This window comes from Caldicellulosiruptor sp. F32, from assembly GCF_000404025.1.
GTDB lineage: Bacteria > Bacillota > Thermoanaerobacteria > Caldicellulosiruptorales > Caldicellulosiruptoraceae > Caldicellulosiruptor > Caldicellulosiruptor saccharolyticus.
Window position 1 is genome coordinate 19,636 of record NZ_APGP01000069.1, and the last position, 22,582, is coordinate 42,217.

The 22,582-nt window shown below is 36.6% G+C and carries 23 protein-coding genes and 1 riboswitch; of the genes, 1 reads left to right on the top strand and 22 read right to left on the bottom strand.

What is annotated here, in order from left to right; all coding sequences use genetic code 11:
- Positions 1-17: 17 nt before the first annotated feature.
- Both H964_RS06765 and H964_RS06770 read right to left on the bottom strand, forming a co-directional pair.
- Positions 18-1,271, bottom strand: coding sequence for an Nramp family divalent metal transporter (locus H964_RS06765; protein WP_039765973.1), 1,254 nt, complete (start codon positions 1,269-1,271; stop codon positions 18-20).
- Positions 1,272-1,305: 34 nt separating this feature from the next.
- Entirely contained in the window at positions 1,306-2,556 is a 1,251-nt protein-coding gene (locus H964_RS06770; protein ID WP_039765975.1) for a magnesium transporter, read from the bottom strand.
- Between the two features lie 322 nt (positions 2,557-2,878).
- A riboswitch (M-box (ykoK) riboswitch) is annotated at positions 2,879-3,039 on the bottom strand.
- Between H964_RS06770 and H964_RS13525 the strand changes: the two genes are divergently transcribed.
- Positions 3,035-3,103, top strand: coding sequence for a hypothetical protein (locus tag H964_RS13525; protein WP_408609369.1), 69 nt, complete (start codon positions 3,035-3,037; stop codon positions 3,101-3,103). (Overlaps the previous riboswitch by 5 nt.)
- A 41-nt stretch (positions 3,104-3,144) precedes the next feature.
- Here the strand turns inward: H964_RS13525 and thrC are convergent, their stop codons facing one another.
- The 20 genes from thrC to upp form a co-directional block, all read right to left on the bottom strand.
- On the bottom strand, positions 3,145-4,626 hold the full coding sequence (gene thrC, locus H964_RS06775; RefSeq protein ID WP_039765978.1) for a threonine synthase: 1,482 nt from the start codon (positions 4,624-4,626) through the stop codon (positions 3,145-3,147).
- 21 nt (positions 4,627-4,647) lie between these two features.
- Complete coding sequence (locus H964_RS06780; protein ID WP_039765980.1) at positions 4,648-5,307, bottom strand: redox-sensing transcriptional repressor Rex; 660 nt, start codon at positions 5,305-5,307, stop codon at positions 4,648-4,650.
- Positions 5,308-5,496: 189 nt separating this feature from the next.
- Positions 5,497-5,796, bottom strand: a complete 300-nt coding sequence (locus H964_RS06785) for an FtsB family cell division protein (protein ID WP_011916757.1) — start codon at positions 5,794-5,796, stop codon at positions 5,497-5,499.
- A 53-nt stretch (positions 5,797-5,849) separates the two neighbouring features.
- Positions 5,850-6,167, bottom strand: coding sequence for a spore cortex biosynthesis protein YabQ (gene yabQ / locus H964_RS06790; RefSeq protein WP_039766017.1), 318 nt, complete (start codon positions 6,165-6,167; stop codon positions 5,850-5,852).
- Between the two features lie 13 nt (positions 6,168-6,180).
- Positions 6,181-6,462 carry a YabP/YqfC family sporulation protein gene (locus H964_RS06795; RefSeq protein ID WP_011916755.1) on the bottom strand — a complete coding sequence of 94 codons (282 nt, stop codon included), beginning with the start codon at positions 6,460-6,462 and terminating at the stop codon, positions 6,181-6,183.
- A gap of 75 nt (positions 6,463-6,537) precedes the next feature.
- A complete protein-coding gene (locus H964_RS06800) occupies positions 6,538-6,780 on the bottom strand; it encodes an RNA-binding S4 domain-containing protein (protein ID WP_039765982.1) in 243 nt (80 codons plus the stop codon).
- A 112-nt stretch (positions 6,781-6,892) separates the two neighbouring features.
- The gene (locus H964_RS06805) at positions 6,893-7,168 is read right to left on the bottom strand and encodes an HU family DNA-binding protein (RefSeq protein WP_039765984.1); all 276 of its coding nucleotides are present in this window, start codon (positions 7,166-7,168) and stop codon (positions 6,893-6,895) included.
- An 88-nt stretch (positions 7,169-7,256) separates the two neighbouring features.
- Positions 7,257-8,027, bottom strand: coding sequence for a nucleoside triphosphate pyrophosphohydrolase (gene mazG, locus H964_RS06810; protein ID WP_039765986.1), 771 nt, complete (start codon positions 8,025-8,027; stop codon positions 7,257-7,259).
- A gap of 47 nt (positions 8,028-8,074) precedes the next feature.
- Complete coding sequence (locus H964_RS06815) at positions 8,075-8,359, bottom strand: sporulation transcriptional regulator SpoIIID (RefSeq protein ID WP_039765989.1); 285 nt, start codon at positions 8,357-8,359, stop codon at positions 8,075-8,077.
- 244 nt (positions 8,360-8,603) lie between these two features.
- A complete protein-coding gene (gene glnA / locus H964_RS06820; protein WP_039765990.1) occupies positions 8,604-9,941 on the bottom strand; it encodes a type I glutamate--ammonia ligase in 1,338 nt (445 codons plus the stop codon).
- Between the two features lie 191 nt (positions 9,942-10,132).
- Positions 10,133-11,980, bottom strand: a complete 1,848-nt coding sequence (gene ftsH, locus H964_RS06825; RefSeq protein WP_039765993.1) for an ATP-dependent zinc metalloprotease FtsH — start codon at positions 11,978-11,980, stop codon at positions 10,133-10,135.
- Positions 11,981-12,030: 50 nt separating this feature from the next.
- A complete protein-coding gene (gene hpt / locus H964_RS06830) occupies positions 12,031-12,564 on the bottom strand; it encodes a hypoxanthine phosphoribosyltransferase (RefSeq protein ID WP_127351305.1) in 534 nt (177 codons plus the stop codon).
- A 5-nt stretch (positions 12,565-12,569) separates the two neighbouring features.
- On the bottom strand, positions 12,570-13,937 hold the full coding sequence (gene tilS / locus H964_RS06835; protein WP_039765997.1) for a tRNA lysidine(34) synthetase TilS: 1,368 nt from the start codon (positions 13,935-13,937) through the stop codon (positions 12,570-12,572).
- Between the two features lie 38 nt (positions 13,938-13,975).
- On the bottom strand, positions 13,976-14,983 hold the full coding sequence (locus H964_RS06840) for a peptidylprolyl isomerase (RefSeq protein ID WP_039766000.1): 1,008 nt from the start codon (positions 14,981-14,983) through the stop codon (positions 13,976-13,978).
- A gap of 84 nt (positions 14,984-15,067) precedes the next feature.
- Positions 15,068-18,499 carry a transcription-repair coupling factor gene (gene mfd, locus H964_RS06845; protein ID WP_039766002.1) on the bottom strand — a complete coding sequence of 1,144 codons (3,432 nt, stop codon included), beginning with the start codon at positions 18,497-18,499 and terminating at the stop codon, positions 15,068-15,070.
- 2 nt (positions 18,500-18,501) lie between these two features.
- Positions 18,502-19,071, bottom strand: a complete 570-nt coding sequence (pth, locus tag H964_RS06850) for an aminoacyl-tRNA hydrolase (protein WP_039766004.1) — start codon at positions 19,069-19,071, stop codon at positions 18,502-18,504.
- Positions 19,072-19,174: 103 nt separating this feature from the next.
- Positions 19,175-20,152: a ribose-phosphate diphosphokinase gene (locus H964_RS06855; RefSeq protein ID WP_039766006.1), complete on the bottom strand. Its 978-nt coding sequence runs from the start codon at positions 20,150-20,152 to the stop codon at positions 19,175-19,177.
- Positions 20,153-20,270: 118 nt separating this feature from the next.
- Positions 20,271-21,662, bottom strand: a complete 1,392-nt coding sequence (gene glmU, locus H964_RS06860; RefSeq protein ID WP_039766008.1) for a bifunctional UDP-N-acetylglucosamine diphosphorylase/glucosamine-1-phosphate N-acetyltransferase GlmU — start codon at positions 21,660-21,662, stop codon at positions 20,271-20,273.
- A 6-nt stretch (positions 21,663-21,668) separates the two neighbouring features.
- Positions 21,669-22,124: a deoxycytidylate deaminase gene (locus H964_RS06865; RefSeq protein WP_011916741.1), complete on the bottom strand. Its 456-nt coding sequence runs from the start codon at positions 22,122-22,124 to the stop codon at positions 21,669-21,671.
- Between the two features lie 24 nt (positions 22,125-22,148).
- A partial coding sequence (gene upp / locus H964_RS06870; protein WP_039766010.1) for a uracil phosphoribosyltransferase occupies positions 22,149-22,582 on the bottom strand: 434 nt, incomplete at its 5' end.

Below are 22,582 nucleotides of genomic sequence, written 5' to 3' on the forward strand. Positions count from 1 at the left end.
AAAAATCAAATGTTGATTTATTTTAACACACCTAAGAAAGGCTCGACAAGCAGTATTAATGTGAGAATTATTATAAATACAACTGTTATCCACGCAATTATATTAAATGTCCTCGAATTTACGTACTCCCCCATAATCTCTTTGTCATTTGTCAGCTTTAACATATAAATCAAGATTATTGGTAGCAATATACCATTTATTTCTTGAGCGATTATCATAAGCTTTATTAAAGGAATATTTGGAAGTAAAATAACACCTGCTCCTATGACAATGAACAAAAGTATTAAACCATAAAAAACAGGCGCTTCTCTCATCTTCTTGTTCAGTCCATTTTCAAACCCAAAAGCCTCAGTTACAGCATATGCAGTAGATAAAGGTAAAATATGAGCTCCCAATAGTGATGCACCAAAAAGTCCAACTGCAAAAAGTGCTGATGCATATTTTCCTGCAAATGGTTGAAGAGCTTTTGCTGCATCTTCTGCTGTTTCAATCACAATCCCATGTTTGTGCAAGGTTGCTGCTGTTGCTACAATGATGAAAAATGCAATAAAATCTGTCCAGAACGCTCCTAAAAACACATCCCATCTTTGGTATTTGAGGTTTTTTACATCAACACCTTTATCAACCACGGATGATTGCAGATAAAATTGCATCCAAGGAGTAATTGTGGTTCCTATCATTGCAATAAAAATTAAAATGAAACTTGAATTGAAACTGAAAGAAGGAATAAATGTATTTTTATATACCTCTTTCCACTCCGGCTTTGCTAAAAAACCTGAAATTATATAGCTTATATATATTACCATAAGAGCAAGAAAAAATTTCTCTGTTTTCTTATATGAACCTTTGTTTATAATATACCACACAAAAATAGCTGTTAAAGGAACAGAGATATATTTTGAGACTCCAAATATCTCAAGACTTGCTGCAATACCTGCAAATTCGCCAATTGTTGTTGTAAGATTAGCAATAAGCAGAGTAATCATTGCAAAAAATGTCATCTTGACACCAAAGTGTTCTCTAATAAGGTCAGAAAGACCTTTCCCTGTTACAACGCCCATCCGTGCAGCCATTTCTTGGATAACTGCTAAACTTATTGTTATCAAAAATAATCCCCAAAGCATCTTATAGCCAAACATTGCACCAACCATTGCGTATGTCGCAATTCCAGATGCGTCATTATCAGCAGTTGCAGTCACAAGCCCCGGTCCAATAACACTTAATATGAAAAGTATCCTTTTAAGACGCTGCTCTTTTGCTATCTGTGGCATCTTCTATCACCTCATTTGCCGTCAATAACTTTGGCTATACTAATTTTTTTCGTACTTTGAGTAGTTCATAAACTATGTCATTTATTATCACAACACCAATTAGTCTTTTGTCATCATCAACCACAGGGACAGCCAATAAGCTGTATTTTGAAATAATCTCCACAAGAGAGTTTACATTGTCCATATCTTTTACATACACAACATTTCTACTCATAATCTCATAAAGTGGAGTTTGTGGCTCAGAAATTACCAAGTCGCGCAAAGACACAACACCACAAAGCCTCTCTTCATTGTCAATCACATATAAATAGTAAATCTCATCTGGCTCTGGCTTTAAACGTCTTAGTTCTTCTATTGTTTGCTCAACTGTAAAGTGGGTCTTGAACGCGATAAAATCTGTTGTCATAATACTTCCAACAGTATTCTCGGGATAATCCATCAGCTCTTTTACTTCCTCTGATGCCTCTTTTTCCATCTCGTTCAAAAGCTCTTCTGCTCTTTCCTCTTTTATTTCATCCAATATATCTGCAACCTCGTCTGCTGGCATCTTTTCAAGCAAATCTGCAGCTTTTTCAACAGGAAGACTTTCGAGGACATTTCGCTGTGCCTCAACATCAAGCTCTTCCAAAACATCTGCTGCCTTTTCCTCGTCCAAAGTTGAAAATACATATGCTTGAGTCTTTTTGTCAAGCTCTTCAATGATATCTGCTAAATCCGACGGATGCAAAGTTGAGAGCTTTGAGTATGTGGTTGAAAGTTTTAAATCCGAGTGCGGTGATGCAAGAGGCTCAACGTCATCCCATAAGATGAGTCGAGATGGGATGCTCTTGCCAAGAGGCTTTAATACCTTTTTGAGAGGCTTTGCAAGGCCAAGCCTCCTCAACAACCCTTCTAATCCAATATCAACTGCAATTACATAAACGCCTGTTGATAAAATTGCAAGTCTTATATCATTTACCCTTACAACCTTTCTGCCGTTCATATCAACTATCTGCTTGTCAAGGATATGCTTTACAAGCATTATCGTATCTTCTTTTTGAACATCAATCGGCTTTAAGTTCCTGGTTTCAATTACATATTGCCCTTTTTCCTTGTAAATTATAAAGAACGAAAAATCTACTATTTGGATACTCTTTCCTCTCTTTACTTTTGCAGCAATTACTTTGGGCCTGATGTTCTTTGCGTCAACAATTAGGTCCATGAGTCTTCCCAGAACTTTTTTGTCTTCTGAGTATACCTTGTTGCCAATAACTCTGCTGAGGTAAAAACTTGTGACATTAGCCATCTTAGCACCCCTCCTTTTAAATTAGTTTTTCCTTTTGTGGAGGGGTGCTAAATAGGTTTTCAAAATCTATTGCAAAAAGGGACAAAAAGCCCTCGTTTACTTGCTTTCGACTATCAAATCAACAAGTTAGCACCCCTCCACTCTTTTGAAAAAGAGCTTTTTACTTTTTCCTTTCTCCAATCCTGTCTACTCACAGGACCAGAATCCATCTGTCCTCTCATCTCCTTTAATCATAAAGTTTTAGAGGCTAGTTTAAATTTTGCATACAAACAAAAAGTGCTTTCACCCAAAGCTTAAAACGAGGTGAAAGCACACTTTACCCTTTTTAGCTACCTCGTACAAGCTTTGGCACTACACGGCATAAAAAGCTGCATTAGGTTATGCCTTGGATTCGGCAAAACCTGTTTACCAGCTCAGATTGTCTCCAATCTTTCGCGGCAGCAGCCTATATCCCTGTAGGAGCCTCGCCTACCGAGATATTTTTGCAATATTCACTTTTTTCAACTTCTATTTTAGCACAAAAAATTCGTTTTTCAACCCTTTTTAGCTTAAATTTTTATATTTTTGTACACTTTTTTTAAACTATCTTCAGTTATCTTTTATTTTCTCTAATATAAAGTCAAACATTTTGTCTTTCTTAATCACATCAGGGTGCAAAACTGCTTTTGACAAAAGCCTCTTTATTCCCTCTGGAATCTCGACCTTTGTTTTTTGGTACAGAACTTCGACTGCTTCAAACGGATCAATATTATTATATTCATCATCAAACAAGGCGTTGAGAACATCCTTGGCAAACTTGTATGGGTTTGCAGTCTGCAAAATTACTGTCTTTGTCACATCAGAAGTTTTATCGTGGTATTTTCTATAAACATCAAATCCGACTGCTGAATGCGTGTCAATAAGATAAGAAAACTCTTTGTAAACTCGTTTTATTGCCTTTTTAGTTTCAATATCTGTTGAAAAATCTCCCCAGAAATCTGATTGTATTGACTTTAAAACATCATTTTCAACTTTAAAATACCCATTCTCTCTCAAATCTAACATGTATTTTTTCACCATCTCAAAGTTGCCTGTGACCAAGTACAAAAGCCTTTCTAAATTGCTGGCAACCAATATATCCATAGATGGTGAGATTGTTTTGTAAAACTCTCTTCGTCTGTCATAAATACCTGTTTTAATAAAATCGGAAACAACAGAGTTTATGTTTGATGCAACAATAAGTCTATTTATTGGAAGGCCCATACGCTTTGCAAAGTACCCAGCCAAGATATTCCCAAAATTCCCTGTTGGCACAACAAAGTTTACCTTTTCGCTTTCCTTTATAAATCCCTTTCTCAAAAGTTCTAAGTAGCTCCAGATATAGTAGACAATCTGAGGCAAAAGTCGTCCAAAGTTTATAGAGTTTGCTGATGTGAAGAAATAGCCCATTTTATTGATTGTCTCTATATATCTTGGATTTGTAAAGATCTCTTTTACACCACTTTGAGCATCGTCAAAGTTACCTATTATCCCTGCAACATAAGTGTTCTTGCCTTCCTGAGTTGTCATCTGTCTTTTTTGTACGTCAGACACACCTTCAGAAGGATAAAAGACTACAATCTTGGTCTTCTCGACATCTCTAAAACCCTCCAGGGCAGCCTTTCCTGTATCGCCTGATGTTGCTACCAATATGAGTGCTTTTTTATAGCTATCTGGCATCGACCTTATCAAAAGGTGTGGCAGCACTTGTAGCGCAACATCTTTAAAAGCATAAGTTGGCCCATGCCAAAGTTCAAGTGCAAACAGGTTACCGTCAAGCTTCTTTAGCTCAACTACATCTTTTGTATCAAATTTACCAGTTGCATATGCTTTTTCTATGCAATCATCAATCTCTTCTTTAGAAAAGTCAGTAAGATAAAGTGAAAAGATACACCTTGCAATTTCTTTGTAACTATTTAGCTCTTTTAAATGCTCAAAATCAATTTTTGGTATACTAACTGGGGTAAAAAGCCCTCCATTGTTTGCTATTCCATGGTAAATTGCTTCTTTTGAGAGCACCTTCTGGTCTCCTCGCGTACTCACAAACTCCATGTTTTGCCACCTCAATAGAATTTATTTTTGACTTGCTTCCTGCTTTTCAAGCAGTTTTTCATTTAACTTATACGATAGTACCATCAGGCTGTCTATCAAATGGACATTTTCCACAACAACATCATCTTTTACCTCAATCTCTTTTGTAGTAAAATTCCAGATTCCTTTTATGCCGCCTTCAACCATGAGGTTTGCAACCTCTTGAGCAACCTCTGACGGCACACATAAAACTCCAATGTCAACATCGTTTTTCTTTATAAAATCTTTGAGCTCATCAATATGCTGTATCTTTATATTCCTGATACTTTTTCCAACCTTTTGAGGGTCGACATCAAATAGTCCCACAAGTCTGAAACCCTTTTTATAAAAGTTGGCGTAATTTGCTAAAGCTTGTCCCAAATTGCCTACACCAACAATTACCATCTTGAAGTTTTTATCAAGCCCTAATATTTTAACAAGGTTCTCATAGAGAACCTGAGTGCTATAACCATACCCTTGCTGACCAAACCCGCCAAAATTGTTGAAATCTTGTCTTACCTGAGAAGCTGTATACCCCATCCTTTGGCTTAGCTCTGATGAGGAAATCCTCGTAATGTCATGGTTCAACAAATCTTCTACATACCGCAAATACCTTGGCAGTCTTCTTACAACCGCAAGAGAGACGTTCTTTTTTTTAAACAATTTTTATCCTCCTCATCCTCTTTGATATTTTTTTGACATACCTTCTTAAATTAAAAGCCTGTTTTAAATTCAAAACAGGCTTTTAATTTCTTCTGCCATCAAATCGTCTACTGTACTCACTTAAGTCTCTGGTTGCTGTCTTTGCCTTGCGCTATACTGCCTTTTTTAACCGACACAAAAAAGCCTCCTTTATTGCTTTCTCTTTTTATTCTTGTCAATAAACACAATCTCATCCTTTCCTACAAGCCCAAGTTTCTCTCGTGCAACCTGCTGGATGTATTCTTTTGTCTGGACATACTGGGCAAGTCTTCTTAAATATTCATTTTCTTTTTTCAGTTTTTCAATTTGCTTGATTGTCTCATACTGCTGCGCTTTTACCTGTTGTAAAATCATATGTTGTTTTACAACTGTTGTCACAGAATATATTAAAAAAAGTATTACAAATGCAAGTACAAAAAGCCTTTTTACTACTTTAAAAATCTTTTTCACAGCTTGTCTTCCTTTTGAGTATTCCAAAAAGTGTAGTTATATTTTATCACAAATTATTTCTTGGTAAAAGATAAAACTTTGTTCACGCTTCTTAAAATACTTTTGTAGAAAAAAGATATTGAATTTTTGTAGAGCCAAAAACCACACACGATAGCCAAAAATGTATACCATCTAATAGTATAGTAGTTTATAAAATACAAACATGAAATTACTGCAATAGTGGATAAAGTAGAAGACATAAAAAATAGTAAATCTCTTTTGCGCCTTTTCAAGGTTTTTTTGAAAAAGAAGGTATCGTATATTAATCCAACTACCGCCCCAATAATCAAACAAGAAAGAAAGTCTGAAAGCTGATCAAAAACGCCCTGCATTTTTTCAGCCTCTTTACTTAAAAAGTCTTCCAATCAGTCCTTTTTTGGGCGGCTCACCATATTCAAGTGAATAAACTTGACCTTCTATAAATACCTCTCCTGTCTCTGTATTGATTTTGTTTATCTTCAAATCAAATCCTTTGATGATGAGAAGTTCTTCGTCAACCACCAACATGACGTTATTATCGTCAAAGCTTTCAACATCGTCAACGCCGTTTATTGTAATCTTTTCTCTGTTCTCTATAAGAACATTGTGAAACTTTGACTTTACATTTTTTCTATCATCAGCTACCATTTTGATTTTCCTTTTAAACACATACAAGTTACATAATAAACTATATTCTCTTTACTATCAAAATATGACCCAAATCTACTCAATCACCTCATACATATTGCTCGCAAGATTTTTTTGAACCTTTTCATCCACACTTGTAACCCTGCATTTAAAAATCTTATCACCAAAGCGCACCTCAATAATATCGCCAACCTTTACCTCTGTCGAAGGTTTTGCCACCTTGCCATTTACAAAAACTCTTTCACTATTGCATGCTTCTTGAGCAAGCGTTCTTCTTTTGATAATTCTCGACACTTTTAGATATTTGTCTATCCGCATTCTTGCAAACCCTCACCCTTTTTTGTACACAAAAATTTAGGGCTGCAGCTCTTATTTTCTCATTTTTGCTGCAGCCTTAACACTAAAAATTCACAGCCCCTCTTTAAAAATCTTACTTTGCAACAGCGTCTTTTAACATCTTGCCTGCTTTGAATACAGGAACCTTAGTTGCTGGAATCTTAATCTCTTCCTGTGTCTGTGGGTTTCTTCCAACTCTCTCTGCCCTTTCTCTTACTTCAAATGAACCAAATCCGACAAGCTGAACCTTTTCCCCCTTAGAGAGTGCCTCTGTAACAGCATCTACAAACGCATTGAGTGCCTTTTCTGCGTCCTTTTTGGTAAGCCCACTCTTCTCTGCCATTGCCGATACTAAATCTGTTTTGTTCATTACTTCTTACCTCCTCGCGTATTTTGTAATGTTCTAAATCTTTCTATTCTATATTTATATCAAAAATCCTTCTTTTTTCAAGCCTTTTTTAAATTTTTTTTGCCTCTTCCCAAAATTTGTCCATATCTTTTAACGTCATCTCATTCAATTTTTTACCTTGTTTTTCTGCTTGTTCCTCTACATAAGAGAATCTGGTTATAAACTTTTGTATTGTTTTGGAAAGTGCTTCTTCAGGATCTATGTTAAAAAACCTTGCAACATTTACAACCGCAAAAAGAACATCACCAAGTTCCTCTTCCAACTTGTCATGAGCGCTATTTTTCGACAAACTCTCCTCAAACTCGCCAAGTTCCTCATATACCTTTTTTAAAGCATCTTTGTAATCTTCCCAGTCAAAACCAACTTTCGCTGCCTTCTCTTGAACTTTATAGCTTCGCATAAGAGCAGGAAGGTGTTTTGGAATACTTTGCATTGCCTCACTCACTGTTTTGATTTCTTTCTCTTTACTTTTTATTCTGTCCCAATTTTGCAAAACCTCATCGGCAGTTTTAAAATTATCTTCTCCAAACACATGAGTGTGTCTTTTTTTCATTTTTTGGCATATATCATAGATTACCTCGTAAATATCAAAAGCGCCTCTTTCCTGAGCTATCTTTGCGTGGAAGACAACCTGCAAAAGCAAATCTCCCAACTCTTCTTTAAGTTTACTGTAGTCATTTTCATCTATCGCCTCAATAACCTCATATGTCTCTTCAATCAGGTATTTTTTTAGGCTTTTATGCGTCTGCTGTCTATCCCATGGACACTTCTCACGAAGAATGTCCATTATTTTGACTAGTTCTTCAAAGTTTGCTCTCATTTTAATTTCTCTCCTCTACATTTAAAAGGTGCTTTGGTATTTATACGTTATATTATACCACTATTTTTTGATACAAGCTGCTCTTTTTTTGCAGAATACTTCTTCTTTGTCGCTTCACCACCTCGAATATGTCTTTCTTGCTTGTTTTTCTCAAGAATTGCTCTTACCTGCTTATAAAGCCATTTGTTTATTTTATTAAGGCGGTAGGTAAGATCATTGTGAACTGTTGACTTTGACACACCTAAGACCTTAGCAACCTTTCTAACAGTTGAATTGTACCTAATTAAAAGTTCAGCTGCTAAAAGCGCCCTTTTTTCTATATCCTCTTTCAAAACCTTGTCCTCCAAAATTGCTTTCTACTTAGGATTATATGCACCAAAACTTTTTTGTTTGACCCAAAGTTTCTATCCTGTTGGCATTCTGTTGAATCTTTACAGGGTATTTTCAAAGATATCTGTAAATAGCAATGATTAAAAAGGTACCATGAAGCACCGACAACTATTTAAAAACCAAAGAAAGGAAATAAAAAAACGGGTGGCAACCTTGCTTCCAGTTTCCACCCGTTTTTGTGTGTAATTAGTACTTTGTAAGATATGCATCAATCTCCCATTGATGTACCTTTGTTCTGTAGTCGTCCCATTCAAGTTTCTTTGCTTCCAAGTATTTTTCAAATATATGGCCACCCAAAGTTTCTCTCATGAGCTGGCTATTCTCAAACTCTTTAATTGCCTCCTCAAGGCTTCCTGGCAGGCTACCAATGCCACGCTTTGCCCTTTCTTCATCGGTCATAATAAAGATGTTCTCTTCAATTGGCTCTGGTGGCTCAATCTTATTCTTTATTCCATCAAGCCCTGCTGCTAAAACTGCTGCAAATGCAAGGTATGGATTTGCTGATGGATCTGGACATCTCAGCTCAACTCTTGTTGCTTGACCTCTCTTTGCTGGAACTCTTATAAGTGGGCTTCTGTTTCTTGGTGACCATGCAATGTAAACAGGAGCTTCATAACCTGGCACAAGTCTCTTGTATGAATTTACAAGCGGATTTGTAACAAGTGCAAACTCTCTTGCGTGTTTCATAAGACCACCAATGAAATAGTATGCTTCTTTTGAAAGTTGAAGCTTGTCATTTGGGTCCAAGAACGCATTCTTGCCATCAGAAACCCTTGCAAGAGACATATTTGTGTGCATACCAGAACCGTTAATACCAAATATTGGCTTTGGCATGAATGTTGCATGAAGCCCATGTCTTTGTGCAATTGTCTTTACAACAAGTTTAAATGTAACAACGTTGTCAGCTGTGTAGAGTGCGTCATCATATTTGAAGTCAATCTCGTGCTGGCCAGGTGCAACCTCATGGTGAGATGCCTCTATCTCAAATCCCATTTCCTCTAATGTCAAAACCATATCTCTTCTTGCATCCTCGCCTAAATCAACCGGGGCCAAATCAAAGTATCCGCCTTTGTCATGTGTCTGCAAAGTTGGATTGCCATTTTCGTCTGTCAAGAACAAGAAGAACTCAATCTCTGGACCAACATAGAATTTAAAGCCCATTTCCTCTGCTTTTTTGAGCATCTTCTTCAAAACACCACGTGGACAGCCAGGGAATGGTGTACCATCTGGTAGATATACATCACAAATAAGTCTTGCGACCTTGTTTGGTGTTGGTCTCCATGGAAAGATTGTAAATGTATTTAGGTCTGGTCTTAAATACATGTCTGATTCTTGAATTCTTACAAACCCTTCAATTGATGAGCCGTCAAACATAACCTCATTGTTCAGTACAGCTTCCAGCTGCTCAACTGGAACAGCAACGTTCTTTAAAATACCGAAAATGTCTACAAACTGGAGTCTGATAAATTTAACATCCTGCTCTTTGCAGATGCGAATAATGTCTTCCTTGGTGTAGTTCTTCATCCGACCTTCCCCTCCATTTATTAGATTTTTTTGATTCTATAAACAAAAAAGGACAAAGGCATCCCACTCCACTTGAGAACGCCTTTGTCCTCACGTTCATTATTATATTACATTCAGTATAAAATTGCAATATCTATTTTTAAATTTCATACTCACTCTATCCACCTCAAAATATCTTTAAACCTTATACATTACGCAGGCTGTGGCTGTGCATCTTCGAATACAAGCCTTCTGAACTCTTCGCCTGTTAGTTTTTCCTTCTCTAAAAGTGCATTCGCCACCTTGTGTAGTTTGTCAATGTTTTGTTTGAGGATCTCTTCAGCTTTTTTATAAGCCTCTTCAATTATGCTCTTGATTTCTCTGTCTATCTCAGCTGCAACCTCCTCAGAGTAATTTCTTGCAAGTGCAAGGTCTCTGCCTAAAAATACCTCTTCCTGCTCTGTCCCAAATGTCATAGGACCAAGTTTATCAGACATGCCATACTTTGTAACCATATCCCTTGCAATTTTGGTTGCACGCTTTATGTCTGATGATGCTCCAGTTGATACATCCTCCAAAACAAGTTTTTCTGCTACCCTTCCACCAAGAAGAGTAATAATCTCCCTCATCATATCAGACTTTGATGCATAAAACTTATCCTCTTTTGGCAGATACATTGTGTACCCACCAGCATATCCTCGTGGTATAATTGAAACTTCATGAACAGGTTCTGCATCAGGAATCATGGTTCTTACAATCGCATGACCTGCTTCATGGTATGCTGTAAGTTTCTTTTCTTTTTCTGTGTACACTCTGCTTCTCTTTTCAGGACCCATCAAAACCTTTGCAACAGCCTCTTGGACTTCTTCCATGTTGATTTGTTTTTTGCTCTTTCGCGCAGCCAAAAGCGCAGCTTCATTTAAAAGGTTCTCAAGGTCTGCACCTGTAAAGCCTGCTGTTATCTTTGCTATTTGAGAAAGGTCAACATCAGACCCGAGTGGTTTGTTTCTCGCGTGGACCTTTAAAATCTCTTCTCTTGCCTTTGCATCTGGAATGTTTACAACAATCTGCCTGTCAAATCTACCAGGTCGCAAAAGCGCAGGGTCTAAGATGTCGGGTCTGTTTGTTGCTGCCATGACAATTATTCCCTCATTTGTTCCAAAACCATCCATCTCGACAAGAAGCTGGTTTAAAGTTTGCTCTCTTTCGTCATGACCTCCGCCAAGCCCTGCTCCTCTGTGACGACCAACTGCGTCTATCTCATCTATAAATACAACACAAGGTGCATTTCTCTTTGCCTGGTCAAATAAGTCTCTTACCCTTGCAGCACCAACACCAACAAACATCTCAACAAAGTCAGAACCAGATATGCTGAAAAACGGAACACCTGCCTCACCCGCAACAGCCTTTGCTAAAAGCGTCTTACCTGTGCCAGGTGGTCCGACAAGTAAAATACCCTTTGGAATCCTTGCACCAAGCTCTATATACTTCCTCGGGTTTTTGAGAAAATCTATAACCTCTTTTAACTCTTCCTTTTCTTCATCAGCACCTGCAACATCAGCAAATGTCACTTTCTTTTTTAAGTCCTGAATGGTCTTTGCTCTTGACTTTGTAAAAGACATTATTTTACTGCCGCCGCCTTGTGTCTGCTGGAGCATAAAGATCCATACAAAAATCATAAGTCCTGCAAAAATCAACATTGGTAAAAACGTTGATAGCCACCATGGAACCTGAGGAGGTTCTTTTGTCACAATCTCTACTTTCTTTGATTCAATTGCTGGCTGTATCTGGTCTAAAAACTTGTCAGGTGACGGCACAAATACATTGTCAAACTTTGTTCCATCCTTATACTGGCCAGAGACATTGTTATAACTAAGTACTATTCGTGAGACTTTTCCATCATTGATGTCATTTATTAACTCTGAGTAAATGACGTTTCTCTTTTCACTCATATTCCAAAGCTGGTTGTAACTAAGCCCACCACTTAAAATGTCAACCAGCAATAAAATTACCAAAGCAATTAAAATGTAAATTGTTGCTGTTTTGAATAAGTTCCTCAATTGTAGATAGGCACTCCTTTCAATTTATAAAGTTAAACTTTAAGGTTTTCTCACTCTAAAACACCAATATAAGGTAGATTCCTATAAAGACCTGCATAATCCAGACCATACCCTATAACAAACTTGTCTGGTATCTCAAACCCTTTATAATGTATCTCTACATCAACCTTCCTTCTACTTGGTTTGTCAAGCATGGTACAAATCCTGAGACTTCGCGGTCTTCTCCCTTTTAAGTATTCCGTGATGTATTTTAGAGTAAGGCCTGTGTCAACAATGTCCTCAACAAGTAAAACGTCCTTTCCTTCAATGCTCGTGTCAAGGTCTTTGAGTATTCTGACTATACCTGACGAAGAGGTTGAATTACCATAGCTGGAAACAGCCATGAATTCTATCTTAACAGGAATTGTTATTTGCCTCAGCAAATCTGCCATGAACACAACTCCGCCTTTTAATATGCACACCATCAAGAAATCATCACTGTCTTTATAGTCCTCAGATATTTTCTGACCAAGCTCTTTTACTTTTTGACGAATCTGCTCTTCTGTTATCAAAATCTCTTTTACTTTCATTGTTATGTCTTTCACTACCATCAAACTCCCTCCAGTTTTGTGAATTTTATCTTTAAAAATTGCCTTGTTTGTGGTTTTACTTTATATTTTTGATTTATTGTTACTGCATTTGAATATATATCAAATATGACAATTACTTCACTGTCTTTGGTAATAAGTGGAATATTATCTCGCCAACGCTTCGGAATCTTTTTATCAATAAACCATTCTTTTAGTTTTTTCTTACCCACTTTTAGCTGTATAAAATCACCATCTCTTCTTGTTCTGAAAAATAGTTTCCCATCAACTATTTGCTCAGCATCAATATAAATGCTATCTTCTTTTTCCTTTTCATTTGTAACTTTAAGTTTGAATTCAAAATTTCTATATCTTATATCATACTCCTCTTTTAATGGAATTTCAAAGCAAAAGGTTTTCTCCTCTGCCTTTTTGTAAAATACAATAGCTTCATTTTGCTTCTCAACAATCAAATCATCAAATACCTTCTTTTTACCAGAAGGAAGTGAAAAGAGCTTTAATACGTCTTCAACTATCTCAACTGAAATTGGCATGTCAAACTCTTTGAGAGTCCTTTTTACAAGTCTTCTCTGTAAAAAAGGTTGTAAGGTGATTACGTGTTTTATGTCAAGGACATAGTAAAAATCTTCTTTCCTGACACACTCATTAAAAGCGTCTTCAACAAGTTCATTTATCTGGATATTTTCATCTCTTATTATATTTATTGTCCTGAAAATAGTATCAATTACTCCATCCCCAAATTTTTCTCTTATAACCGGTAAAATCTGGTTTCTTACGACATTTCGCTTATACTTTGATGAAAAGTTTGTCTTATCTATGACATACTTTATGCCATTTTCTTTCGCATACTCTTCAATCTCTTCTCTTGACATATATATAAGTGGTCTTGCAACAATATCGCGCACAGGCGGGATTGATGCAAGACCATCAAGTCCGCTTCCTCTGAATAGATTCAAAAAGAAGGTTTCAACAACATCATTTTTATTATGTCCTAATAAAATCTTGCTGAGTCCTAAACTATTTACAAGTTCATAAAAAAAATTGTACCTTGCAAGTCTTCCTGCTTCCTCTTCTGAAAGTTTTCGTTCTTCCTTGATCTTTCTAACATCAATTGACCTTGTTATACATTTAATATTATACCTCTTACAAGTATCAATTACAAATAGTTCATCCTCTATTGCCTCTTGTCTTAGCATATGGTTAAGGTGCGCAACAGTAATATCAAGTTCATACTCATCCTTTAATCTGTAAATACAATCCAAAAGCACCATTGAATCAATTCCACCAGAACAGCCAATTAAAACCTTGTCGCCTTTTTTGAGCATATTATGTTTTTCAATTGTCCATCTTACCTTTTCTAAAAAGTCCACTTTCAAAGCACCTCAAACACAAACCTCTAAAAAGATTTTTATATAGAAACGCTCTTTAGGACATTTTCAAACTTCTTTATCTTTGCCTCTTTTTTCCACTTTTCAAGCAAGCTTTGGAAATATTGTTGTTTTTTCTGAGTTTCTATTGTTGATTTTATCTCGTCCTTTACATCGTTCAAAGCAAGCTGTTTTCTATCTGTCACCTTTATAATGTGAAACCCATAGCTTGTTTTGACAATTCCACTTATCTCGCCAATGCCAAGAGAAAATGCTACATCCTCAAATTCTTTTACCATCTCACCTTTTCTAAAATACCCAAGGTCTCCTCCTTTTTGTTTTGTATTCTCATCCTCAGAATACTTTTTAGCAAGTTTTTCAAAGTTCTGCCCATTTTTAATCATCTGCAAAACTTCTTCTGCTTTTTTCTTTTTTGTAGCTTCCTCTTTTGAGTCTGAAACTTTAAATAGAATATGACTTGCCTTTACCTGGATATAATCAGACTTATGTGAATTATAGTAGCTTTCTATCTCAGACATAGAGGCTGTTTGATTTTTTGTTAGCTCATCAAAAAGCTTTGAGACAATCTGTGATTTTATAATCTGGTCTTTGTACTCATCCTCTGTTGCGCCAATGGTTTGAAGATATTGTTTAAACTGCAGTCCGTTTTGTGAGTCATTTTTATACTGGTTAATTTGGTCTTCTATTGCCTTTTTCTCCTGAGCAGTTAATGTGATATTTCTCTTTTTAGCTTGCTGAAGTTCTATCTGTCTTACAATAAGACCATCGAGTACATTCTCCTTTATCTGCTCCTCATAAGTCTTGCTACCAACCTTCTGCGCCAAAAAAGCTTTGTCAAGTCCATAGTAATCAATTTGAGACTTGTAGTTGATAGAAAATTCCTTTTTAGTAATCTTCTCACCATTTACAATGGCAACAGCTCTGTTCTCATCAATGTACTTTACTATCTCTGGAGTTACGGCAATGAGGATTATCAGTAGCACAACAGCCACAGATGCAAAAATCGCAATCTTTGTTTTTTTGGTCATCTATCTCTTCTCCTTTGTCTAAAGTATTTTTTGATAATAACAATATTATAAAACAATGAAGGATTATTTTAAAGCACCTGTTCCTCAGCAAACTTTTTCAGCTAAATCTTCCAAAAGATTTACTAAAAAGTCCAAAGAATCTTTCGACAAAGAAAATATCAATGTGCCATCTTTACCTTCGCTGTACAAAATACCTTTTTCACAAAGCAAGGTCTTGATCAAAGTAACGTTTTCTTGTGCCCCAAATTGCAACTTAACCTTTTCACTATCGTTTTGTGAAATAGAGAGAATTCCTAATCTTTTGCAGAGGAACTTAATATAAGCAATTTTTATGAGATTGTCAACCTCTTTTGGAATATCTCCAAATCGGTCAATAAGCTCATCATAGATTTCTTGAACATCTTCTTTTGTATCAATAGAAGAAATCTTCTTGTACATGTTAATTCTTTCCTTGTCATCATCGATATATTCACTACTAATATAAGCATTTACCTTTATATCTATCTGCGGCTCAATCTCCGGCTGGATATCTTCTCCTTTGAGCCTTCTAATCTCTTCTGACAAAAGTCTTATATACATGTCATAACCAATAGCATTAATGTGCCCATGCTGGAGCTTCCCCACGATTGAGCCTGCACCTCTTATTTCAAGGTCTCTCATTGCAATCTTAAAACCTGAGCCCAGCTCTGTAAACTCCTTTATAGCAGAAAGCCTTTTTGCAGCCTCCTCAGAAAGCACTTTGTCTTTTCTGAATGTGAAATATGCATACGCAAGCTTATTTGATCGCCCAACCCTTCCACGAAGCTGGTAAAGCTGGGCAAGACCAAGTCTGTCTGCATCCTCCACAATGAGTGTATTAACATTTGGCATATCAACACCTGATTCAATTATTGTTGTGCAGACAAGTACATCATATTTACCGTTTATAAAGTCAATAAGCACCTCTTCTAATTGTCTTTCATCCATCTGACCATGCGCATATGCAATCTTGACGTCTTCCCCTAAAAGTGCTTGAAGCCTATTTACCACTTCTTCTATACCTTTTACCCTGTTGTAAAGGTAAAATACTTGCCCTCCTCTTGAAACCTCTTTTAAGATTGCTTCTTTTATCACCTTTTCATTGTACTCCATGACAAAAGTCTGCACAGGAAACCTATCCTCTGGAGGGTCTTCAATGACACTCAAATCTCTTATGCCCAACAGCGCCATATTGAGTGTTCTTGGAATTGGTGTTGCTGTAAGAGTCAAAACGTCCACATTTTCTTTCAACTTTTTTATCTTTTCCTTGTGTTCAACTCCAAATTTGTGCTCCTCGTCAATAATCAAAAGCCCTAAGTCTTTAAACTTTACATCATTTGATAAAAGTCTATGAGTTCCAATAATTATATCAATTGTACCGTCTTTTAACCCTCTTAATATCTTCTTTTGCTGGTTCTCACTTTTTAAACGCGAAAGTACTTCAATTGTTATTGGAAAATCCTTCATCCGTTGTACAAATGTCATATAGTGCTGCTGAGCCAAGATTGTAGTTGGAACAAGCACCGCTACCTGCTTTGAGTCCATCACAGCTTTAAATGCTGCGCGCATTGCAACCTCTGTCTTGCCATATCCAACATCACCACAAAGTATCCTGTCCATAGGCTTTTCGCATTCCATGTCCTTTTTAATCTCCTCAATTGCCTGAAGCTGACCTTCTGTTTCGGTGTATGGAAACTTTTCCTCAAACTCTTTTTGCCAAATGGTGTCAGGCGAGAACTTAAAACCTTTTTTGAGCTGCCTTTTTGCATACAGCTCAACTATGTCTTTTGCCACAACCTCAAGCGATTTTCTAACTCTTTGTTTTTGTTTTTGCCAATCTAAAGTTCCAAGCTTTGAGAGTTTGGGTTCTGAATCATCAGTACCTATATATTTCTCAATTACATCCAAGTTAGTGGTTGGCACATACAAGTAAGAGTTATTAGCGTATTCAAGTTTCAAATATTCTTTTGTCACACCCTCAACAGTGATCTTCTCAAATCCCAAAAATTTTCCTATACCATATGTCCTATGAACAACATAGCTTCCGTATTTTAAGTCTTCAATTGTATAAAACGTTTCTTTTTTTGATTTTGGTCTTTTTTTGACATCTCTTCCTTTTTTCTTTTCCACATTGAAAAAGCTAAGGCAAACCCATTTTAAGTTTTGTATTTCAATCCCTTTTTCAATCGACCGTGGAAGAAGATAAACTCCCTGGTTACCTGCTGAAACCTCATCTGTTTCGTTAAATTCTATTCTATCCTTTTCAAGTTCTGATTTTAAATCCTCAAGTGAAGTCTCACTTCCAGCAAAGACATTTATCAAATAACCCTTTGACTGGTAATACCTTATATCCTCTATTAAAAGTTCTTTTTGGCCATTGTACGAAGGAATCTCCCGGAGATTATTAAAAGAAAAGATATCTTTTACTTGAATCTCTTTTATGCTTTGCGCAAACGTTTGAAGGATAATTGAAGAGGAAAGTTTTTCCAATATATCATAGACTTTGAAATAGCACTCTGCCATTTTTGGCAGAACATATCCTTTTTCTAAAAGGTCTTTGTAAAGATCTTCAGTCTGCTCTTCAAAAGTTTTCAAGCTGCTGTAAACCTGAGTATACTCGTCAATTATAACAAAGCAATCGCCGAAAATATCAAAAATGGACCTAAAATTTTGGTAATAGTAAGGATATAGTTTATCAATTTTTAGTTCAACTCTGTCTATTACATCTTTGAAACTTTCTTCTAAGTTTTTTCTTGCGTCACCTTTGAGTTTGTTTTGAAGTTTTTTAAAATCTGCTACTATCTTTTTAATACCATCTGAAAAGTCAATACCTAAATCCCATTCACAAGCTTTATAAATCTTTACACAAGAGACCCTTTCAAACGACTTTTGAGTCTCAACGTCAAAATACCTTATAGTGTCAATTGTATCACCAAAGAATTCTATTCTAACAGGGTATTTGCTGAAAATAGGGTATATATCTACTATTCCACCTTTTTGAGAAAATTGACCTTTTTTCTCAACAACCTTAACTCTTTCATAACCATACCTTGGAAGTGTGGTTAAAAATTCTTCAAAGCCTAACTCCTTGTTCTCTTCAAGGATGAGAGACTCACACTTAAAATCAGAATACTTTTCAAGCAAATTTTGAGGGCTTAAAATAAGCACATCAAATCCTTCTTCAAAAATTCTGACAAACTCCTCCGCCCTTTGGATCTCAGAGTCCTTGCTCTTTGCAAATGAGTTTATAAGAGGATTTTCTCTCTCTTGTAAAACTATTACCTTGTCAAAAAGATTTTTAAACCTCTTTTCCCACTCACTTTTGCTTTTTTGATGCGTTATAAAGAGAACCTTTTTGTTAAATTTTTGACATATTGCATGGACCAAGAGGGCCTTCCCCATTTCGCCAAGGTTTGTGACAAGTATGGGAAGGCGCTTTTTTAAAATTGCTTCCTCAACTTTCAAAAATTCATCAAGTTTTTCAAAAATTTTAAGCAAATCTACACCACCACATCTCCATTTATATAGTTCATAGCTCTGTCAATGCCACTTTCGAGTAAAATCTTAATACCTTGTGCTGCCTTTTCAATAGCTTTGAAGATCTTTTGTTTCTCAAAATCTTCAAATTCTGACAGTACATATTTTACCATATCCTCCTTTGGCACTCCAATGCCAATTCTAATCCTTGGAAACTCTTCTGTGCCAAGGCGCTGGATGATAGACTTTACACCGTTGTGCCCACCATCTGAGCCTTTTTTTCTCATCTTAACAACTCCAACATCAAATGCAATGTCATCGTAGATGACAATTAGCTTTTCAGGCTTTATTTTGTAGAAGTTTACTGCCTCTACAATACTATCACCACTTGAGTTCATGTATGTCATGGGTTTTAAAAGAAGTACTTTCTTGTCAGCATACTCAAAACTTCCAATAAGTCCTTTGAACTTTATTCTGTCCACTTTTGTGTTGAAGGCCTGTGCTAAATAATCAATTGCCAAAAAACCTGCGTTGTGGCGTGTAAAAGTATATCTCTCTCCAGGATTCCCAAGCCCAGCAATGATGTAATCCAAACTCAAATTCACTCCTTCTTTATAAAAATTAGGCTGCCTTTCAAATTTTGAGCAAAAGACAGCCTTTAGATTCATTTTATTACAGAAAATCTTTCTATATAAGTTATCTATTTGGCTTTGTGCTGATGTATTCATCAAACAAAGTCGAAATTGCAACATCTTCATATATTCGGTTAATTGCCTCAGCAAACAGGTCAGCAACAGAGAGCTCTTTAATTTTGTCTATTCTCTTTTCAGGTGGCAGAGGAATAGTGTTCAACACAATCAGCTCTTTAATTGGCGAGTTTTGGATTCTCTCAACAGCAGGACCAGACAAAACCGGGTGTGTACAGCAAGCATAAATCTCTTTTGCGCCATAGTCCATGAGAGCCTGTGCTGCTGCAACAATTGTCCCTGCTGTGTCTATCATATCATCAACCATTATGGCAGTCTTGTCCTTCACATCACCAATAATGTTCATTATCTCAGCGACATTTGCCTTGGGGCGTCTTTTGTCCACGATAGCAAGCGGCAAATCAAGCTTTGTTGCAAAGTTGCGAGCTCTTGTAACACTTCCCAAATCGGGTGATACAACAACTGCATTCTCAAGATTGACATTTTCAAGGAAGTATTTTGCCAATATCGGAACACCAATCAAATGGTCAAGAGGGATGTCAAAAAATCCTTGAATCTGTGGCGCATGAAGGTCCATGGTAAGTACCCTGTCTGCTCCTGCAGATGTAATCAAATTCGCAACAAGCTTTGCAGTAATTGGGTCACGAGCTCGGGCTTTTCTGTCTTGTCTTGCATATCCATAGTAAGGAATGACAGCTGTTATTCTTCCGGCTGAGGCTCTTTTAAAAGCGTCAATCATAATTAAAAGTTCCATGAGATTCTCATTGACAGGGTGGCATGTTGACTGAACAACAAACACATCCGCCCCACGTACAGTTTCATTAATCTTAACTGAAATCTCACCGTCTGAAAACCTGCCTATTTCTGCATCGCCAAGTTTTTTGTTGAGCTTTTTGGCTATTTCTTCTGCTAACTCTCTGTTAGAATTTCCAGCAAATATCTTTATCTCTTTGCCATGTGTTATCACTTTTTTTACCCCCAGCACAAAAGTTAATTTAAACATCTTTTATGCGCAATCTATATTATAACACAAAAAAATAATCCATCTTTAAAATATTTTTAAATTTTTTTTCATCTTTAAAAAATTACCTGCTCTCATACATTTGTTTTCGTCTCAGTACCCAACCCTCTTTGTTTGTCTGCCTCTCTCTCGCAATTGCAAGCGCATTTGCTGGCACGTCCTCTGTTATTGTAGAACCTGCTGCAATGTAGGCATTTTCTCCAATTTTAACTGGCGCAATGAGATTAGAATTGCAACCTATAAAGGCATTGTTCTCCACAACTGTTCTGTGTTTTTTATATCCATCATAGTTTACAAATATTGTTCCACAGCCTAAATTCACATTCTCGCCAATATCAGCATCCCCAATGTATGTAAGATGGGCTGACTTTGTGTTCTTGCCAAGTTTAGAATTTTTTACCTCAACAAAGTTTCCAATTTTTACTCCTTCTTCTAAGAGGCTGTTTGGTCTCAAGTGCGCATATGGTCCTATCTTGACATTATCCTTTATTTCAGAATTTTCTATCACAGAAAACTGGATATGACAGTTATTTCCTATTTTTGAGTCTACAATGTAAGACTGTGGACCAATTACACAGTCCTCCCCAATTGAAGTTTTGCCAAGGATAAACGTACCCGGATAAATTACTGTATCCTTTCCAATTTGAACATCTGGATGAATATAGGTATTATATATGTCTATTATCTGCACGCCTCTTGAGAGATGTTCTTTATTTATCCTGAGTTTTAACTCCTGCTCAGCAACAAAAAGCTCATACCTTGAGTTAATTCCCATAACCTCAAAATTGTCTTCTACAGTTACTTTTACAACCTTTTTGCCACTTCTATTTAGTATCTCAATGGCATCTGTTAGATAATACTCATTCTGGCAATTTTTATTGTCAATCTTGCTCAAAACATTCACAAGCTCGTGTTTTTCAAAGCAATAAAATCCGGGATTTATCTCCCTTATTTTTCTTTGTTCTTCAGTTGCGTCCCTCTCTTCAACAATCTTTATTACATTGCCATTTTCATCTGCAATTATCCTACCATAACCGTATGGATTTTCAAAAATAGCTGTCAGAAGACAAAGTGCTGCAGCTTCCTCTTCTCTCTTTTGAGAAAGCCTCTTTAAAGTATCAGCCTTTATAAAAGGTGCATCACCATATAAAACAAATACATCCTTCGAATCATCTGAGACATAATCCATAGCACACATCACAGCATGTGCTGTGCCAAGCTGTTTTTCTTGATATGCAAACTTTACATTCCTTCCTTCTAAAACCTTATACACATCCTCTTTTTTATTTCCTACAACAACCACAATCTTACCATCTTCAAAGTTTTTTTCAATCTCGTCTATTATATAAAGTATCATGGGCTTTCCCATAATCTTTTGGACAACCTTGGAATATTTAGATTTCATTCTCTTTCCTTCGCCAGCAGCTAAAATTATAAACGTACTTTTCTTGCTCATTTTCCATCACCTTTTTTCATTTTCCTCAAATTTTACAACTTCTATACCAGCTTCTTCAAATATCTTTTGGCTCATCTCATCTGGATATGAGCCTTTGTAAATCACCTTTTTGATACCAGCATTCACTATCATTTTAGCACAAATCACACATGGATAGGTTGTTGTGTAAATAACGCTGCCGTCGATATTTACGCCCATTTTAGCTGCTTGGATTATCGCATTTTGTTCAGCATGAAGTCCTCTGCAAAGCTCATGTCTTTGTCCTGATGGGACATTAAGCTTTTCTCTTAAGCAACCTACTTCTTCACAGTGAGGCAGATTACTTGGTGCACCGTTGTAGCCTGTTGCTAAAATCCTCTTGTCCTTAACAATTAGTGCTCCAACTTTTCGTCTCAAACACGTTGACCTTTCCTTCACAATATCAACAATCTGCATAAAGTACTCATCCCATGTAGGTCTCATTGTATTTCCTCCAACTTCTGTTTTTTACTTTGTACCAAAGAGCCTATCCCCTGCATCTCCAAGCCCTGGTACAATATATCCATGGTCGTTTAGCTTCTCATCAACTGCTGCACAGTACACTTCAACCTCGGGATGGTCAGCTGTCAACCTTTCAATCCCCTCTGGTGCTGCAATCAGGCACATAAGTTTCAGGCTCTGTGGATTGTACCTTTTGATGTAATCAAACGCAGCAGAAGCAGACCCTCCTGTTGCCAGCATTGGATCAAGCACAATTATGTCTCTTTCATGCACATCTTGAGGAAGCTTGCAATAATACTCGACAGGTTTTAGAGTCTGTGGGTCTCTGTAAAGCCCAATATGACCCACTTTTGCTGCAGGAATGAGTTTCAAAAGCCCGTCAACCATGCCAAGCCCAGCTCTCAAAATTGGGACAATTGCAAGCTTTCTTCCTGAGATTA

Excerpts from the sequence above, each read along its gene's own strand:
- yabQ (WP_039766017.1), bottom strand. The coding sequence starts at position 6,167 with ATGCAGGGCGTTTTTGATCAGCTTTCAGACTTTCTTTCTTGTTTGATT.
- H964_RS06805 (WP_039765984.1), bottom strand. The coding sequence starts at position 7,168 with ATGAACAAAACAGATTTAGTATCGGCAATGGCAGAGAAGAGTGGGCTT.
- H964_RS06770 (WP_039765975.1), bottom strand. The coding sequence starts at position 2,556 with ATGGCTAATGTCACAAGTTTTTACCTCAGCAGAGTTATTGGCAACAAG.
- H964_RS06765 (WP_039765973.1), bottom strand. The coding sequence starts at position 1,271 with ATGCCACAGATAGCAAAAGAGCAGCGTCTTAAAAGGATACTTTTCATA.
- glmU (WP_039766008.1), bottom strand. The coding sequence starts at position 21,662 with ATGAGCAAGAAAAGTACGTTTATAATTTTAGCTGCTGGCGAAGGAAAG.
- glnA (WP_039765990.1), bottom strand. The coding sequence starts at position 9,941 with ATGAAGAACTACACCAAGGAAGACATTATTCGCATCTGCAAAGAGCAG.
- H964_RS06795 (WP_011916755.1), bottom strand. The coding sequence starts at position 6,462 with ATGGTAGCTGATGATAGAAAAAATGTAAAGTCAAAGTTTCACAATGTT.
- H964_RS06800 (WP_039765982.1), bottom strand. The coding sequence starts at position 6,780 with ATGCGGATAGACAAATATCTAAAAGTGTCGAGAATTATCAAAAGAAGA.
- thrC (WP_039765978.1), bottom strand. The coding sequence starts at position 4,626 with ATGGAGTTTGTGAGTACGCGAGGAGACCAGAAGGTGCTCTCAAAAGAA.
- mazG (WP_039765986.1), bottom strand. The coding sequence starts at position 8,027 with ATGAGAGCAAACTTTGAAGAACTAGTCAAAATAATGGACATTCTTCGT.
- H964_RS06865 (WP_011916741.1), bottom strand. The coding sequence starts at position 22,124 with ATGAGACCTACATGGGATGAGTACTTTATGCAGATTGTTGATATTGTG.
- H964_RS06840 (WP_039766000.1), bottom strand. The coding sequence starts at position 14,983 with ATGACCAAAAAAACAAAGATTGCGATTTTTGCATCTGTGGCTGTTGTG.